This window comes from Stenotrophomonas sp. C9D9, assembly GCF_056491205.1.
Genome location: NZ_JBSZIF010000004.1, coordinates 1,847,008 through 1,861,242, shown reverse-complemented (window position 1 = coordinate 1,861,242; position 14,235 = coordinate 1,847,008). Strand labels below are relative to the sequence as shown.

13 protein-coding genes are annotated in these 14,235 nt (G+C 66.8%); 2 read left to right on the top strand and 11 right to left on the bottom strand.

The window, feature by feature from the left end:
* Positions 1 to 32: 32 nt before the first annotated feature.
* Together ACXI0D_RS13915 and aceK are read right to left on the bottom strand one after the other, a co-directional pair.
* The gene (locus tag ACXI0D_RS13915; protein ID WP_049447295.1) at positions 33 to 923 is read right to left on the bottom strand and encodes an energy transducer TonB; all 891 of its coding nucleotides are present in this window, start codon (positions 921 to 923) and stop codon (positions 33 to 35) included.
* A gap of 80 nt (positions 924 to 1,003) precedes the next feature.
* Entirely contained in the window at positions 1,004 to 2,734 is a 1,731-nt protein-coding gene (aceK, locus tag ACXI0D_RS13910) for a bifunctional isocitrate dehydrogenase kinase/phosphatase (RefSeq protein WP_101766181.1), read from the bottom strand.
* Between the two features lie 164 nt (positions 2,735 to 2,898).
* Between aceK and ACXI0D_RS13905 the strand changes: the two genes are divergently transcribed.
* On the top strand, positions 2,899 to 3,636 hold the full coding sequence (locus tag ACXI0D_RS13905) for a KilA-N domain-containing protein (protein ID WP_479642706.1): 738 nt from the start codon (positions 2,899 to 2,901) through the stop codon (positions 3,634 to 3,636).
* 111 nt (positions 3,637 to 3,747) lie between these two features.
* On the opposite strand, the gene ACXI0D_RS13900 is transcribed toward ACXI0D_RS13905, so the two are convergent.
* The 9 genes from ACXI0D_RS13900 to ACXI0D_RS13860 form a co-directional block, all read right to left on the bottom strand.
* Positions 3,748 to 4,107: a hypothetical protein gene (locus ACXI0D_RS13900; RefSeq protein ID WP_005419760.1), complete on the bottom strand. Its 360-nt coding sequence runs from the start codon at positions 4,105 to 4,107 to the stop codon at positions 3,748 to 3,750.
* Between the two features lie 53 nt (positions 4,108 to 4,160).
* Positions 4,161 to 4,577 (bottom strand): roadblock/LC7 domain-containing protein, encoded by a 417-nt coding sequence (locus ACXI0D_RS13895; protein WP_019336717.1) that lies wholly within the window; start codon positions 4,575 to 4,577, stop codon positions 4,161 to 4,163.
* Complete coding sequence (locus ACXI0D_RS13890; protein ID WP_479642705.1) at positions 4,570 to 5,118, bottom strand: GTP-binding protein; 549 nt, start codon at positions 5,116 to 5,118, stop codon at positions 4,570 to 4,572. Before ACXI0D_RS13890 ends, ACXI0D_RS13895 begins: the two co-directional genes overlap by 8 nt.
* The gene (locus ACXI0D_RS13885) at positions 5,111 to 6,076 is read right to left on the bottom strand and encodes a hypothetical protein (RefSeq protein ID WP_479642704.1); all 966 of its coding nucleotides are present in this window, start codon (positions 6,074 to 6,076) and stop codon (positions 5,111 to 5,113) included. The genes ACXI0D_RS13890 and ACXI0D_RS13885 overlap by 8 nt, the downstream gene beginning before the upstream one ends.
* A gap of 312 nt (positions 6,077 to 6,388) precedes the next feature.
* The gene (locus tag ACXI0D_RS13880) at positions 6,389 to 8,611 is read right to left on the bottom strand and encodes an NADP-dependent isocitrate dehydrogenase (RefSeq protein WP_479642703.1); all 2,223 of its coding nucleotides are present in this window, start codon (positions 8,609 to 8,611) and stop codon (positions 6,389 to 6,391) included.
* 362 nt (positions 8,612 to 8,973) lie between these two features.
* Positions 8,974 to 9,486: a hypothetical protein gene (locus ACXI0D_RS13875; RefSeq protein ID WP_479642702.1), complete on the bottom strand. Its 513-nt coding sequence runs from the start codon at positions 9,484 to 9,486 to the stop codon at positions 8,974 to 8,976.
* 45 nt (positions 9,487 to 9,531) lie between these two features.
* Positions 9,532 to 9,825: a LysM peptidoglycan-binding domain-containing protein gene (locus ACXI0D_RS13870; RefSeq protein WP_005419771.1), complete on the bottom strand. Its 294-nt coding sequence runs from the start codon at positions 9,823 to 9,825 to the stop codon at positions 9,532 to 9,534.
* Between the two features lie 224 nt (positions 9,826 to 10,049).
* The gene (gene queF, locus ACXI0D_RS13865; protein WP_049447282.1) at positions 10,050 to 10,868 is read right to left on the bottom strand and encodes an NADPH-dependent 7-cyano-7-deazaguanine reductase QueF; all 819 of its coding nucleotides are present in this window, start codon (positions 10,866 to 10,868) and stop codon (positions 10,050 to 10,052) included.
* 549 nt (positions 10,869 to 11,417) lie between these two features.
* Positions 11,418 to 12,737, bottom strand: a complete 1,320-nt coding sequence (locus tag ACXI0D_RS13860) for a M20 family metallopeptidase (RefSeq protein WP_479642701.1) — start codon at positions 12,735 to 12,737, stop codon at positions 11,418 to 11,420.
* 186 nt (positions 12,738 to 12,923) lie between these two features.
* Here ACXI0D_RS13860 and ACXI0D_RS13855 point away from each other — a divergent pair, with 186 nt between their 5' ends.
* Positions 12,924 to 14,168, top strand: coding sequence for an efflux RND transporter periplasmic adaptor subunit (locus ACXI0D_RS13855; RefSeq protein ID WP_049447277.1), 1,245 nt, complete (start codon positions 12,924 to 12,926; stop codon positions 14,166 to 14,168).
* Positions 14,169 to 14,235 lie beyond the last annotated feature (67 nt).

Sequence of the window (14,235 nt, the reverse complement as noted above, 5' to 3'; positions counted from 1 at the left end):
CCGGCCTGGCCAACCGCCTCACCGCGCCGGGCTCAGCGCTGGGCCAGCGGCGTCAGCAGGCGCAGGCCGCGCTGGGTGCCATCGACCATGTACACGCCGCCGGCGGGCAGCAGATCACTGCCCACCTGCTCGGCTGCGTCCGGCTTGCGCCACGGTGCGGCCTGGCGCGGGCCGGGGATGAAGGCACGCCAGCGGCCATAGCGTTCCGGCTGGCCGTTGTCGCTGTTGTTCAGGGCGAAGGTGACCGGCACGCGCACGGTCCAGGAGTCACGCGTACTGTCCTCGCCGGTGGTCGGCGGCACGAAGGTCCACTTGCGGGCCGCACTGATACTGGCCTTGGCGAGGATGTCGCGCATCTTGGACATGGTCCGTTCCGGTGCGACCACCGTCATGTTCACCTGTTCGGCAACGACATCGGCGACGGTGCCGTCGCGCGCTACCTGGACCAGCAGCAGCACGTCACCCTGCCCACCATTGCGGAAGGCATCCTCGGGGTAGCGCGGTGGCGGCATGTTCTTCCGGGTGACCGAATCGGTAGCCTTCGGATCATATTCACTGAAATCGACACTGGTCATGCTGATCTGGTAGTTGCCGTCGTCCTGCTCCTTGCCACGCAGGCGTACCCGCAGCGGCGCGTGGGTGGCCACCGGCTTGCCGTCGCGCAGCGTCGGCTCGAACTGCCAGCCACGGATAGTGCCTTCCACGAACGATGCGATGCCCGGTGCGAGCATCGCCTGCTGGTCCAGGGTCAGCTTGCTGACCGATCCGTCGGCCGCCACATCGATACTGCCCGACAGGGCCATGCTCATCTCGGCAGTGGCGCGCACGGCGCGCGCGTTCTGGGCAACGGCATCGGCCGGCAGCAGGGGAGCGCCGGCGGTAAACGCCAGGGCCAGGGCAAGGAACAGGGGGGAGCGCATCATTGCCGGATCCATGGTGATGAGGTGAACCCAGAGCGTACCCCAGTCTGGACGGGACCGGCAGGCGGTTCACGCCAATCCGTTCAGGCCAGGCGATGGGCCACCGCGTAGGGCGGCGTATCCGGATAGTCACCGCCGGCGAAGCGCGCCTGCAGGCCCTGCCACCACGCGGGATCGAAAAGGTGCCGATAATGTTCGCGCACCGCGGACAGCTCGCCCGCCGGCAGGCCCATGAACGGGCCGAAACGCTCGGGAAACACATCGCGTGGCCCGACATGGAACCAGGGTTCGTCGGCCATGGCTTCCTCCGGCGTACGCGGCTGCGGCCAGGCGCGGAACACGCAGTCGCTGACCAGGCACAGCTCGTCATAGTCGTAGAACACGGCCCGACCATGCCGCGATACGCCGAAGTTCTTCGGCAGCATGTCGCCGGGGAAGATGTTGTTGCGCGCCATGTCGGTGATCGCCTGCGCGTAGTCGAGTACCGCCGCGCGCACCGCCTCGCCGCCCTGCTCGCGCAGGTACAGGTTCAATGGACGGAAGCGACGCTGCACGTAGCACAGTGCGACTTCCACCTGGTCGCCATCGACGCGCACGCTCTGCGCGCACTGCTCGAGCAGCTCTTCCAGCAAGGCCGGTGCGAAGCGGTCGCGTGGGAAACGCAGATGGCGGTACGGCTGCGCATCCAGCAGGCGGCCGACCCGGTCGAGATTGAACACCAGCGCGTACTTCTCTTCCACCTGCTGCCGCGACATCGCCTTGGGCCAGGCGAAGCGGTCGCGGATCAGCTTGAACACCAGCGGATAGCTGGGCAGGGTGAACACCGCCATGACCATGCCCGGCGTACCTTCGGCGGGCACCAGCCGCTCCTGCGGATGTTCGTTGAAGTGGCGGAAGAAGGTCCGGTAGCGCTCGGTCTTGCCCTGCTTGGCCCGGCCCAGAACGGTGTAGATCTCATCGATGGGCTTGCCTGGCAGCAGGCTGCGCAGGAACACCACCGCATCGCCGACCGTGGCAAGGTCGGCCTGGAAATAACTGCGCGACACGCCGAACAGGTGGGCGACGTCGCGGCGCCGGGTCAGCACCGCATCGGCACGCAGGCCCTGGCCATCGTTGACCAGGGCAATCACGCACGGTGAGAAGCGATGCTCGCCGAACACGCGACCCACCAGGTAGGCGCGGCGCTCGCGATAGAACACGGTGTCGAGCAGCTCGATGCTGCGCACCGGCGTATCGCCCCAGTGGGCCAGATCATCCTGCAGGCGCACGGCGATGGCAGCCGCGCAGCGCAGCTGGTGCGCATAGGGAATGTCGAAGCGGTAATCGGCCAGCACACGCTGCAGGGCCTCCACCGGCCGCGTCGGCGAGACCGCATAGGTATGCCGTGCGACCGGGTGGGTGATCGCATCGGATGGCTCGACATCGAAGGCGATGAACTCCAGTTCCGGGTCCACGCCACGGGTGGAGAACAAGCGCCGCGACAGCGTGTTGTAGAAGGTCTTGTACAGTTCGGCGTCGATCAGCCCCCGCAGCAGTGCGCTGTAGCGCGCATGCACCTGCAGCCACAGCGCGCGCTCCCCGATCGCTTCGCCGGCGAGACGCCGCAGCGCATCCATCTGTTCGGCGATGCACAGGTCGTACAACGCGATGCGTTCGACTGCATCCTGGCGCGCGCCCGCCCAGTCGCGCTGCTCGAAGCGCTGCCGCGCACGGGCGGTGATCGCCGCAAAGCGGGCGTGATACTGCTCGAAGCCGGCGTGGATGGCGCAGGCGATGCGCGACGCCAGCTCGGCAGCGATGTCAGGCTCGGACATGCAGGACTCACCCGGGAGGACCGGCTTCACCATACGCTGGCGTGGGGTGGCTTGTGTAGGGCCACTGCGTGCCGCGACAAACGCAACGATTCCTACAGACCCGATGCCTCCCCGCTGCCTACCCTTTCAGGCCCAACAACGGCACGAGGTGACGCATGCAGCAAATGACCTTTATTCCACGCGTGGAGGAAGGCAACGTAATCCCCCAGCGCGCCCGCGACGGCTACATCAGCGCCACCGCCCTCTGCCAGTCCGTCGGCAAGCGCTGGTCCGATTACCGGGCGTTGAAATCGACGGAGGAGTTCCTGCAGGAGCTCATGGCGCAGACGAAGCTGTCCGAGAATGAGCTGATCCACGTGGTATCCGGTGGAAACCCGGCGATGCAGGGCACCTGGATCCACCCGTACCTCGCCATCCACCTCGGCCAGTGGCTGTCGCGCAAGTTCGCAGTGAAGGTCTCGCAGTGGGTGGTGGAATGGCAGCAGGGTCGCGCCAACGCGGTGATGCCAGCGCACATCGACCGCTACATGCAGAACCGCGCCAAGGTGCCCTATACCCACTTTTCGATGCTCAACGAGCTGACCCTGAACCTGATCGCGCCGCTCGAGCAGGCAGGCTACACGCTCCCGCAGGCGCTGGTGCCGGACATCTCCGAAGGCCGCCTGTTCTGCAAATGGCTGAGGGATCATCGGGGTATCAACACCGATGCACTGCCCACGTATGACCACTCCTACCCGGATGGGCGCACGGTGCAAGCCAAGCTGTATCCCAACGAGCTCTACGAAGACTTCCGCCGCCACTTCAACGAAGTGTGGTTGCCTGAGAAGGCGCCGGCGTACTTCGCCAAGCGCGACAACAAAGCGCTTTCGTTCGTGACCACGCTGCTGCTTCCACCGCAGTGAAAGCAGCGCCGAACGTGCTCGGCTGCTTCGGCCGAAAGCAGCCGAGCATGGCTCGGCTCTACAGTGGCAATGAGCAGCCGAGCATGGCTCGGCTCTACAGGAGCCGGTGGCTCAGATCGCCAGTTCAGCCTCCACGTCCTGTACCTTGCGCCGGGCCAATGCCAGGTTGGACTTGGTACGGTCCAGCACGATGTAGAAGAACAGGCCCTTCTTCTTCGCCACCGGGCGCATGATGTGGTACGCCTTGCCCAGCGAGATCAGGATGTCCTCGATGCTGTCGTTGAGGTTCAACGACGCGGCGGTTTTCATCTTGGCGCGGATCACTTCGGTGTTGCCGGCGGCGGCCACTTCCATGTCCATGCCGGCACCGGCTTCGCCCAGCAGCATGCCGCTTTCATAGTCGACCAGCGCCACTGCCTGCGCGCCGTCGATGCCCATCAGTGCGTTCAACGATTCATTCAATCCAGCCACGTCGCACCTCTTGTCGATGTTGGTTCGAGCCCCTCGTTCCCCTGCGGCCGGGCTCACGATCCGCCGAGTTCGGCCAGGATCGCCTGGCCACATTCCCTGCTCTGCCACAGCACCTGGCCGATCACGCTGCGCTGGTCGCAGGCCGCCATCAGCAGCAGCGGTGCGCGCCCTTCGGCCTGGATCGCCAGCATCAGCACCTTGCCGCCCGCCGCTTCCAGCATCAGTGTCTGCAGATCGCCCAGTACCAGTTCGCGCCCGACCGCCGCAGCCAACGCCAGCATCGCGCTGGTCATCGCCGCCAGCCGTTCGCCGCGCCCTTCGGCGCCGGCGCTGACCAGGGCAAAGCCATCGACGCTGGCCAGCACTACCGTGCGCACGCCTTCGACCCGCTGCTGCAGGTCCTGCAGCAGGGGCTGCAGGCGCTCACGCTGACCGGCATCGGGCAGTACCGCCATCTGCCCGTCAGCCATGTGCAGCTACCAGCGCGTGCGCTTCCATTTCGCTCATCAGTACATCCATCAGCAGCAGTCCCTGTTCGCGGTCACGGGCATCCACGGCCAGCAGCGGCAGCGGCTGGTCGTCAAGGCAGGCACGGGCGGTCCAGTCATCCAGTGCGGCCTGCGGTGCCTGGTCCAGGTGGGTGACCGCCACGACCAGTGCCAGGGATGATGCGAACGGCTGCAGCACCTGCAGGTAGCCTTCCAGCTCGCTGGCCAGGCCGGCGCGGCGCGCATCCAGCAACAGCACCGCGCCACGCGCGCCCTGCAGCAGGATCGGCCACAGGAAATCGAATCGCTGCTGGCCAGGTGTGCCGTAGAGGCGCAGGCGTTCGCCGTTGGGCAGGTCGATGTCTGCATAGTCCAGCGCTACGGTGGTGGAGGCCTTGTCGGCGCCGAGGCGATCACTGTTGGCCACATCCGTGTCGACCACCGCGCCGGCCGCGATGCTGCGTACCAGGGTCGACTTGCCGCTGCCCATGCCGCCCAGCATCACCACCTTGTGCTCACGCATTGCGCTCACTCCCGCGCAGGTGCCGCCACAGGCGGGCAAGCAATCCGTTGTCGGTGCGGGTGCCACCTGCCGCCATCATCGGCGCCGCAGGGGCGGCCTGCAGCTGCGCGTAGCCACACAGGTAGGCGGCATGGATGAAATCGCGAACGGCCGCCGCCGGCAGTTCGAGCAGCATCGCGCATTCTTCAACCGTGCACGCACGCTTGAGCAGCAACGAGCACAGGCGGAAGCCATCGTGGTCATGGCCCAGCACGCGGAAATCCGGCCAGCGCAGCAGCTTCACCGAGGCGCCGCGCAGGCGCTCGTCCAGCGCCTGCCAATGGCGGCTGCGTTGCGCCCATTGCCACAGCAGCGGCCGCAGCGGCTGGCGTGGCCGCTCGCCGGCCAGGGCCTGCAGGCGCGCGGGTGTCAGCGCGTCCAGCTGAAGGCGTTCAAAGGCATCGGCCAGGCGCTCCACCAGCGCCGCAGCCGGCTCCTGCAACAGCACGGCCTGATCGTGCTCCAGATCCATCAGCAGCAGAGGCTCGCCCGCATCACCCAGCAGTGCCTGGCCCTGTCGCAGCGGCAGCCGCTCGCGCAGCAGGCGGGTGATGGCGTGCGCGCCATCTGCCAGGCGGATCGGTGCAGGTGTCTGCATGGCCAGGGGCTCCGGTGCCAACTGCATGCGGCGCAGCGCGCGACCGATGGCACCGTCATCAAGCACGTCCTGATGCCCGTCGCCATCACGCAGCTGGCCGCCGATGTCCTCGATCCAGCACTGCAGGCGCGGTCGTTGCTGTCGCATGCGCTGGGCGGCGTTGCGCAGCGCCGGGGTATCGCGGATGACCAGCAGGTCGCAATCGTCCAGATCCTGGCTGCGCCGGACCTGGCCATCCGGCAGTGCCGAGGCCAGGCGCAACCGTTGCAGCAGGGCCTGCTCGCCCTGGATATCGGTTCCCACTACCAGCACGCGTGCCATCCGTGTTCCCCGAGCGACCACCTCCCCGGTGGTCTCGCGTCGCCAAGGCTAGGGCATTGCCGACGAAGGCCGTCGTGATCGACTGCTCAGATTGAGGGCAGCTGCAGACTGTCTCCTATCCGTTCTGCGACGGCCATCGCGGGCAAGTTTCATGCCCCTTTGACGGCATTCCGACAGCCGACGGATGTCACGGTTTCATCGCTTGGGGGGCAGATCCCTTTTGCATGGCAGAAGGGATCTGACCCCGAAGGCCGCAAAAAAGAAACCCGCGCCGAAGCGCGGGTTCCGGTGTCACGGCCGAGCGGCGCTGGATCAGCCGCGCAGCTGCTCCAGCGCGGCGTTGAAGGTCGCGCTCGGGCGCATCGCCTTGCTGGCCTTGGCCACGTCCGGGCGGTAGTAGCCACCGATGTCCACGGCCTTGCCCTGCACCGCGATCAGTTCCTCAACGATCTTCTGCTCATTGTCGGTCAGCGCCTTGGCCAGCGGGGCGAAGCGTGCCTTCAGCGCGGCATCTTCATTCTGCGCGGCCAGGGCCTGGGCCCAGTACAGCGCGATGTAGAAGTGGCTGCCGCGGTTGTCGATGCCACCCAGCTTGCGCGACGGCGACTTGTCGTTGTCCAGGAACTGGCCGTTGGCTTCGTCCAGTGCCTTGGCCAGCACGCGGGCTGCGGCGTTGTCGTAGCGGTTGCCCAGGTGTTCCAGCGACGCGGCCAGGGCCAGGAATTCGCCGAGCGAATCCCAGCGCAGGTAGTCCTCTTCGACGAACTGCTGCACGTGCTTCGGGGCCGAACCACCGGCGCCGGTCTCGAACAGGCCACCACCGGCCATCAGCGGAACGATCGACAGCATCTTGGCGCTGGTGCCCAGCTCCATGATCGGGAACAGGTCGGTGAGGTAATCGCGCAACACGTTGCCGGTCACCGAGATGGTGTCCTCGCCCTTGCGGATGCGGTCCAGCGAGAACGCAGTGGCTTCCACCGGCGGCAGGATGCGGATATCCAGGCCGTTGGTGTCGTGGTTCTTCAGGTAGGTTTCGACCCTGGCGATGACCTGCGCGTCGTGGGCGCGGGCGGCATCCAGCCAGAACACGGCCGGGGTGCTGCTCAGGCGGGCGCGTTCGACGGCCAGCTTCACCCAGTCCTGGATCGGCGCGTCCTTGGTCTGGCACATGCGCCAGATGTCACCGGCTTCCACGGCGTGCTCGAACACCACGGTGCCGGCATCGTCGGTGACCTTGACCACGCCATCGGCAGCGATCTGGAAGGTCTTGTCGTGCGAGCCGTACTCTTCGGCCTTCTGCGCCATCAGGCCGACGTTCGGCACCGAACCCATGGTGGCCGGGTCGAAAGCGCCGTGCGCCTTGCAGTCGTCGATGACGGCCTGGTACACACCGGCGTAGCAGCGATCCGGAATGACCGCCTTGGTGTCCTGCAGCTTGCCTTCGGCGTTCCACATCTTGCCGGAGTCACGGATCATCGCCGGCATCGAGGCATCGACGATCACGTCGCTCGGCACGTGCAGGTTGGTGATGCCCTTGTCCGAGTTGACCATGGCCACGCCCGGACGCTGCGCGTACTCGGCAGCCAGGTCGGCTTCGATCGCCGCACGGGTGGCCTCGGGCAGCGACGGCAGGCGTGCGGCCAGGTCACCGATGCCGTTGTTGGCATCGAAACCGGCCTGCTTGAGCACGTCGGCGTGCTTGGCCAGCACGTCCTTGTAGAACTCGTTGACCGCCACGCCGAACATGATCGGGTCGGAGACCTTCATCATGGTCGCCTTCAGGTGCAGCGAGAACAGCACGCCTTGGGCCTTGGCATCGGCGATCTGCTCGCTGATGAAGGCGGCCAGTGCCTTGCGGCTCATCACCGCGGCATCGACGATCTCGCCGGCCTTCACTGCGGTCTTTTCCTTCAGCACGACGGTGCTGCCGTCCTTGCCGTGGAAGGTGATCTTCAGCGCACCGGCGTTGGCCAGGGTGGCCGACTTTTCGCTGCCGTAGAAATCACCGGCGGCCATGTGCGCGACGTGCGACTTCGAATCCGACGCCCAAGCGCCCATGCGGTGCGGGTGCTTGCGCGCATAGTTCTTCACCGACAGCGGTGCGCGGCGGTCGGAGTTGCCTTCGCGCAGCACCGGGTTCACCGCACTGCCCTTGACCTTGTCATAGCGCGCCTTGTAGTCGCGCTGCTGGTCGTCGGCCGGGGTTTCCGGGTAATCCGGCAGCGGATAGCCCTGGTCCTGCAGTTCCTTGATGGCCGCCTTCAGCTGCGGCACCGAGGCGGAGATGTTCGGCAGCTTGATGATGTTGGCGTCCGGGGTGGTCGCCAGCTGGCCCAGCTCGGCCAGGTCGTCGCTGACCTTCTGCGCGTCGCTGAGCAGTTCCGGGAACAGCGACAGGATGCGGCCGGACAGCGAGATGTCACGGGTTTCCACCACGATGCCGGCAGTGGCGGTGTAGGCACCAACGATCGGCAGCAGCGACTGGGTGGCCAGGAACGGTGCTTCGTCGGTCAGCGTGTAGAGGATCTTGGACATGGGGGACTTGGACTCTGTAGCGATGCTCAGGGGAAGGCCGGCGCCAACGCCGGGCCACGTGCAACCGTGTCGCGCGCGGGGCCGGGCCCCGCGCTTTCCCCCGTCGCCGTCAGGGTGGGCGCGCGGCGGGGAAACCCCTGCATTGTCGCGTTTTCAGCCGCGCGGGGCAAAGCCGCGCCATACGCGGCGGTACTGCATGCCGGCAACGCTGTGATCCATCCACGCCCGGTGTGGATGAAGCGCGGCCCGGTTGTGACTAGATCCACGCCATGCGTGATGGGGCCAACCGCCACCCAATAAAAAAGGACGCAGCCTCGCGGCTGCGTCCATCGTGAGCCCTGCCGGGAGAGAGTCGGCAGGACTTACTTGACCTCGAACTCCTGCGGCGTTCCAGCCGCCTTGCCATCGACGGTGACCTCGGCGCGGTACTTGCCGGCCGGCCAGCCCTTTGCATTCTTGAACGTGACGTTGGTGGTTTCCGCGCCGCTGGTGTTCAGGGTCGCGTTCTGCTCGCCGGCCACCTGGCCGTCCTGGTAGGTCAGCTTCGCGCCAACGGTGACGTTGTTGGCAGCGCCATCGGTCTTGACCGAGACGATGACGTCATCCTTAGGTGCGAACAATGCTGTCGTCGCAACCGACTTGTCGGCGGCTGCGGTCTTGCCCACGGTGACCGCCGAGACGCTGACTGCAGCGGCTTCGGCCATCGGCGGCGGTGCGCCGGTCATCGGGGCCGGTGCCGCCGGCTCGGCCGGGGCAGTGGCTGCCGGTGCGGCGTTGCTGTCGGTCGACTCTTCCTTCTTCTTGCAACCGACCACGGCAACGCTGCCCAGCAGGGCGGCGATCAGGGCGGTCTGGAGCGGGGTGGTCTTGATCATTCGGGGTTCCTCCCAGGGATTGTCGGACGGCGTTCGATCGCCGGCTTACTTCGGCGGCAGTTTCAGGGTCTGGCCCGGGAAGATCTTGTCCGGGTCATCAAGCACATCGCGGTTGGCTTCGAAGATCTTCTTCCAGGCATTGGCGTCGCCCAGATGCTGCTTGGCGATCTTCGACAGCGAGTCACCCTTCTGCACGGTGTAGGTGCCGCCGCTCACAACGTCGGCGGTGCTGTCCACCGAAGCGCTTACGCCTGAGAAGTCCGCCTTCGGCACCTGCTCGGCGGTACTGTCGACGCTGCCACTGACGCCGGAGAAATCGGCTTTCTTCTCGGTACTCATCCACAACTCCCGTCTGCATGACTACGTGGTTCGCACGTTGCCATGGCGGTTGTTAAATGGGGATGGTGCAGATGTGAAGCCGCCCCCGGGGGCGGCTGAACAGATCGGGAGAGCCGGTGCCCGGTAGTGCCGGCCGCTGGCCGGCCTGCCCTTGCCCTGGATGCGGGTTCCCTGCAGTTGCCGGCCAGCAGCCGGCACTGCCCGTAACCGCCTGCGGCGGTTATTTATTGCCGCAGTTCGCGGTAGGTCGCAGCCGGTGCAACGATGCCGGGGCTGGCCCGCCAGGGATTGATATCCAGGCCACCACGGCGGGTATAGCGGGCCTCCACTTCCAGCCACTGCGGCTGGCAGCGGGCGGACACTTCGCTGAAGATCCGCTCAACGCACTGCTCGTGGAACTCGGCGTGCTCGCGGTAGCTGACCAGGTAGCGCAGCAGGCCCGCACGGTCGATCTTCGGCCCGCGGTAACGCAGGCTGACCGTCGCCCAGTCCGGCTGGCCGGTGACCGGGCAGTTGGACTTCAGCAGCGCCGAGACCAGGGTCTCCTCTACCACTTCATGCGCATCGGCGGTGAGGAAGTCCGCCTGCGGCGGACCGTAGCAGTCGATCTCCACATCCAGCCCGTCGACGGATTCACCGAGCGGCGTCTCGCGCAGGCCCGGCAGACCGAACTCGACCTGGACAGGCGCACCGGCGCAGGCTGACAGGTCAGCCACCAGACGCTCGCGCAGTGCCTCGGCGCTGTCGATGCGGGTGCTGTTGAGGGAGTTGAGGTACAGCTTGAACGACTTCGACTCGATCAGCCGCGGCGAGGTGCACGGCACCTGCACGGTGGCGACGGCGACCTGCGGCTTGCCACGCGGGTCGAGCCAGCTCAGCTCGAAGGCATGCCAGCGGTCGTGGCCGACGAACGGCAGCGCGGCGTCATCGAGGCCGATCTCGGCGCGGGCGCCGATGCGCGGGATGGGGAACAGCAGGCCGGGATCGTACTGCGACGGGTAACTGACCTCGCGACCGAGGCTGGAATCCTGTGGGGTGTTCATGGGGGTCATTGTATCGCGCGAAGGGCGGGCCTTCGGCCGGGCCGGCCAACGGCGGAGCCCCTCCGTGGTGGTTTTGTTGGTTGGTCGTGGAAGGCGGTCTATCGGCTTGGCCGGGTGGGTAGGCGGGTCGGGGGACGCCGTAAACCCGTCCCTGGGGGCTTGGCCGCGGCATCCATGCCGCGGACACCCCCGCCCCGCCTACCCACCCGGCCCCTGACAGTTCCCTGCACGCGGCCGCCACCACGGGAAAGATCAGAAAATCAAAATCAGAATCCGATCCTTCAGACGTTCATGACGTCCGCCGTGCCGACCAACGGTCGGCACCCACCAACAGCAGCGGGCACCAACAGCCGCGGGAAACTGTCGAAGGCGGGGTGGGTCCGGTTGAGGGGGTGTCCGCGGCATGGATGCCGCGGCCAAGCCCCCAGGGATGGGTTTACGGCGTCCCCCTCAACCGGACCCACCCCGCCATCCCAAGGAATGCCCACTTTTGACGTTGCCGTTGCCGTTGATTCAAGCGGGTGCAGGGCGCAGTCCTGCCGGAAACCCTCAGCCAGCAGGAGTGCCGGCACCGTTCAAGTAATCCAGGCTCACCTGCAGCAGCGCGCGGAATCCAACATCCAACGCCTTCTCATCCAGCAGGAACTTCGGCGAATGGTTGGCCGGCGCCGTCGCCGGGTCGATCCCAACGCTGGTGGACCCGACGAAGAAGAACATGCCCGGCACTTCCTTCGCGTACAGCGAGAAATCCTCCGCGCCCATCTGCAACGGCGGCTCGTACACGTTGTCCTTGCCCACCACCGCCTGCAGGCTCGGCAGCATCTTCGCGGTCAGTGCCGGGTTGTTCACCGTGGCCGGGTTGCCATCGGCCTCGTAGATCTCGGTCACCGCCTTCGCGCCGTGCGCGGCAGCGGTGTGCTCGGCCACGTTGCGCAGGTCGGCGAAGATCTGCTGGCGCATGCCTTCGTCGAAGGTGCGGATGGTGCCGACCATCTCCACTTCATCGGGAATGATGTTGTAGCGGATGCCACCGTTGATCGCGCCGAAGGTCAGCACCGCCGGCTGCTTGGACAGGTTGGCGCGGCGGCTGACGATGGTCTGCGCGGTGCCGACCAGATCGGCGGTGGCGACGATCGGATCGACACCGTTCCACGGCGCCGAGCCGTGCGTCTGGCGCCCGATCACCTTGATCCCGAACCGGTCCGAGGCGGCCATCAACGGGCCGCCGCGCACGGCGATCTGCCCTACCTGCACGCTGGAGAACACGTGCAGGCCGAACACCGCTTCCGGCTTGAAATCAGCGAACAGGCCTTCCTTGAGCATCAACGCGGCACCACCCTTCTCCGGCGGCGGTGCGCCCTCCTCGGCCGGTTGGAAGATCAGCATCACCTGACCCGGCAGGTCCTTCTTCATCGCCACCAGTGCTTCGGCCACGCCGAGCAGGGTGGCGGTATGCGCGTCATGGCCGCAGGCATGCATCACGCCCACGGTCTGACCGCGGTACTGGTCAGTGGCCTTCGAGGCGAACGGCAGGCCGGTCTGCTCGGTCACCGGCAACGCGTCCATGTCGGCGCGCAGCGCGATCTTCGGGCCTGGCCTGCCGCCCTCGATGATCGCCACCACGCCGTGATGGGCGATGCCGGTCTTCGGCTTCAGGCCCATCGCGCGCAGGCGCTTGGCGACCTCGGCCGAGGTGCGCGCCTCGCGGTTGGACAACTCAGGATGCTGATGGAAGTCCCGGCGCCATTCGACCACCTTGGCCTGCAGCCGCTGCGCGGCGGCGGTCACCTCCGGGCGCTGCCCGTCCTGGGCGTAGGCAAGGGCCGGCAGGGCCAGCAGCAGGGCGGACAGCAGCAGCGAACGGCGCATCGCAATCTCCACAGCAGAAGGGTTCCAGCTGAATGTAGGGCAACACCGCCGCCACGGGAACCTCCGGCGCTGGATCCGGTCTTAGCGCCCGTCCCATCCGTCATGCAGGAAACGTGATGTGGCACAGGTATGCTTTGCGCATTGCCCCGGCGTCCCGCCTGGTCCAGCCCTCTCGGAGTCCTCGTAATGTCACGTGTTTGGAAGATCGTGCTGCTGGTCGTGGCAGTGCTGGTGCTGGCCGTGGTCGGCCTGCGCGTCATGGGCGGGGGCAAGGACAAGGCCGGTGGTGCGGCTGCGGGGGCGCGCCAGGGCGGCGAGGATCCGAATGCCGGTCCCGTACCGGTGACCGTGGTGGATGCCACGCGCCAGGACGTGCCGGTGTATGCCAGCGCGCTGGGCACGGTGACCGCGATGAACACCGTTACCGTCAGCCCGCAGGTCGGCGGCCAGCTGATGAGCCTGAATTTCCGCGAAGGCCAGGAAGTGAAGCAGGGCGATGTGCTGGCGGTGATCGATCCGCGCACGGCCCAGGCCAGCTATGACCAGGCCGCCGCGGCCAAGCGCCAGAACGAAGCCCTGCTGGCCACCGCGCGCTCCAACTTCCAGCGCTCGAACGCGCCGGAGTATCGCCAGTACGTCGCCAAGACCGATCTGGATACACAGCGAAACCAAGTGGCACAGTACGAAAGCGCGGTCGCAGCGAACGAGGCCAGCATGCGCTCGGCACAGGTGCAGCTGCAGTACACCAAGGTCACCGCACCGATCACCGGCATCGCCGGCATCCGTGCGGTCGATGCGGGCAACGTGGTCAACGCCGGCACCGCACTGGTCACGCTGACCCAGATCCATCCGATCCACGTACTGTTCAACCTGCCCGAGCGCCAGCTCGGCGACGTGCGCCAGGCGCAGGCCGCCGGTACGGTGCCGGTGGCCGCGCTGGACCGTGCCGATTCGCACGTGTTGTCCGGCGACGGCAAGCTCGACGTGGTCGACAACCTGATCAGTGCCGACAGCGGCACCTTCAAGGCGCGTGCCCTGTTCGACAACACCGACAACGGCCTGTGGCCGGGCCAGTTCGTCAACGTGCGCATGCAGCTGCGCACGATCGGCGGTGGCGTGGTCATCCCCACCCAGGCGGTGCTGCGTGGCCCGGACGGCGAGTACGTCTACATCGTGCAGGGCGACAACACGGTAAAGATGCAGACCGTGCGCAGCGGCGTGGAAGTGGGCGACAGCCAGGTGCAGATCGCCGAAGGCCTGAAGGGCGGCGAGCGGGTGGTCAGTGAAGGCCAGTTCCGCCTGAAGCCAGGCAGCAAGGTCACCGCGCTGAAGCCGGGCGAGACCCCGGCCGCACCGACCGAGGCCGAACTGAAGGCGGCCGAGCAGAAGAACGCAGGCGGCGGTGGCCGTCGCGGTGGTGGCCCGCGCTGAGCGCAGGCCACTGATCTCCCTCGCGCCGGCGACCCTGCCGGCGCCGACATTGAAGTGCCAGCAAGGA

Bases quoted from the DNA above. Each gene is read 5' to 3' on its own strand.
- ACXI0D_RS13890 (WP_479642705.1), bottom strand. From the start codon at position 5,118: ATGCGTGAGCACAAGGTGGTGATGCTGGGCGGCATGGGCAGCGGCAAG.
- queF (WP_049447282.1), bottom strand. From the start codon at position 10,868: ATGAACACCCCACAGGATTCCAGCCTCGGTCGCGAGGTCAGTTACCCG.
- ACXI0D_RS13885 (WP_479642704.1), bottom strand. From the start codon at position 6,076: ATGGCACGCGTGCTGGTAGTGGGAACCGATATCCAGGGCGAGCAGGCC.
- ACXI0D_RS13860 (WP_479642701.1), bottom strand. From the start codon at position 12,737: ATGCGCCGTTCGCTGCTGCTGTCCGCCCTGCTGCTGGCCCTGCCGGCC.
- ACXI0D_RS13880 (WP_479642703.1), bottom strand. From the start codon at position 8,611: ATGTCCAAGATCCTCTACACGCTGACCGACGAAGCACCGTTCCTGGCC.
- ACXI0D_RS13905 (WP_479642706.1), top strand. From the start codon at position 2,899: ATGACCTTTATTCCACGCGTGGAGGAAGGCAACGTAATCCCCCAGCGC.
- ACXI0D_RS13915 (WP_049447295.1), bottom strand. From the start codon at position 923: ATGATGCGCTCCCCCCTGTTCCTTGCCCTGGCCCTGGCGTTTACCGCC.
- ACXI0D_RS13895 (WP_019336717.1), bottom strand. From the start codon at position 4,577: ATGGCTGACGGGCAGATGGCGGTACTGCCCGATGCCGGTCAGCGTGAG.
- aceK (WP_101766181.1), bottom strand. From the start codon at position 2,734: ATGTCCGAGCCTGACATCGCTGCCGAGCTGGCGTCGCGCATCGCCTGC.
- ACXI0D_RS13870 (WP_005419771.1), bottom strand. From the start codon at position 9,825: ATGAGTACCGAGAAGAAAGCCGATTTCTCCGGCGTCAGTGGCAGCGTC.
- ACXI0D_RS13875 (WP_479642702.1), bottom strand. From the start codon at position 9,486: ATGATCAAGACCACCCCGCTCCAGACCGCCCTGATCGCCGCCCTGCTG.
- ACXI0D_RS13855 (WP_049447277.1), top strand. From the start codon at position 12,924: ATGTCACGTGTTTGGAAGATCGTGCTGCTGGTCGTGGCAGTGCTGGTG.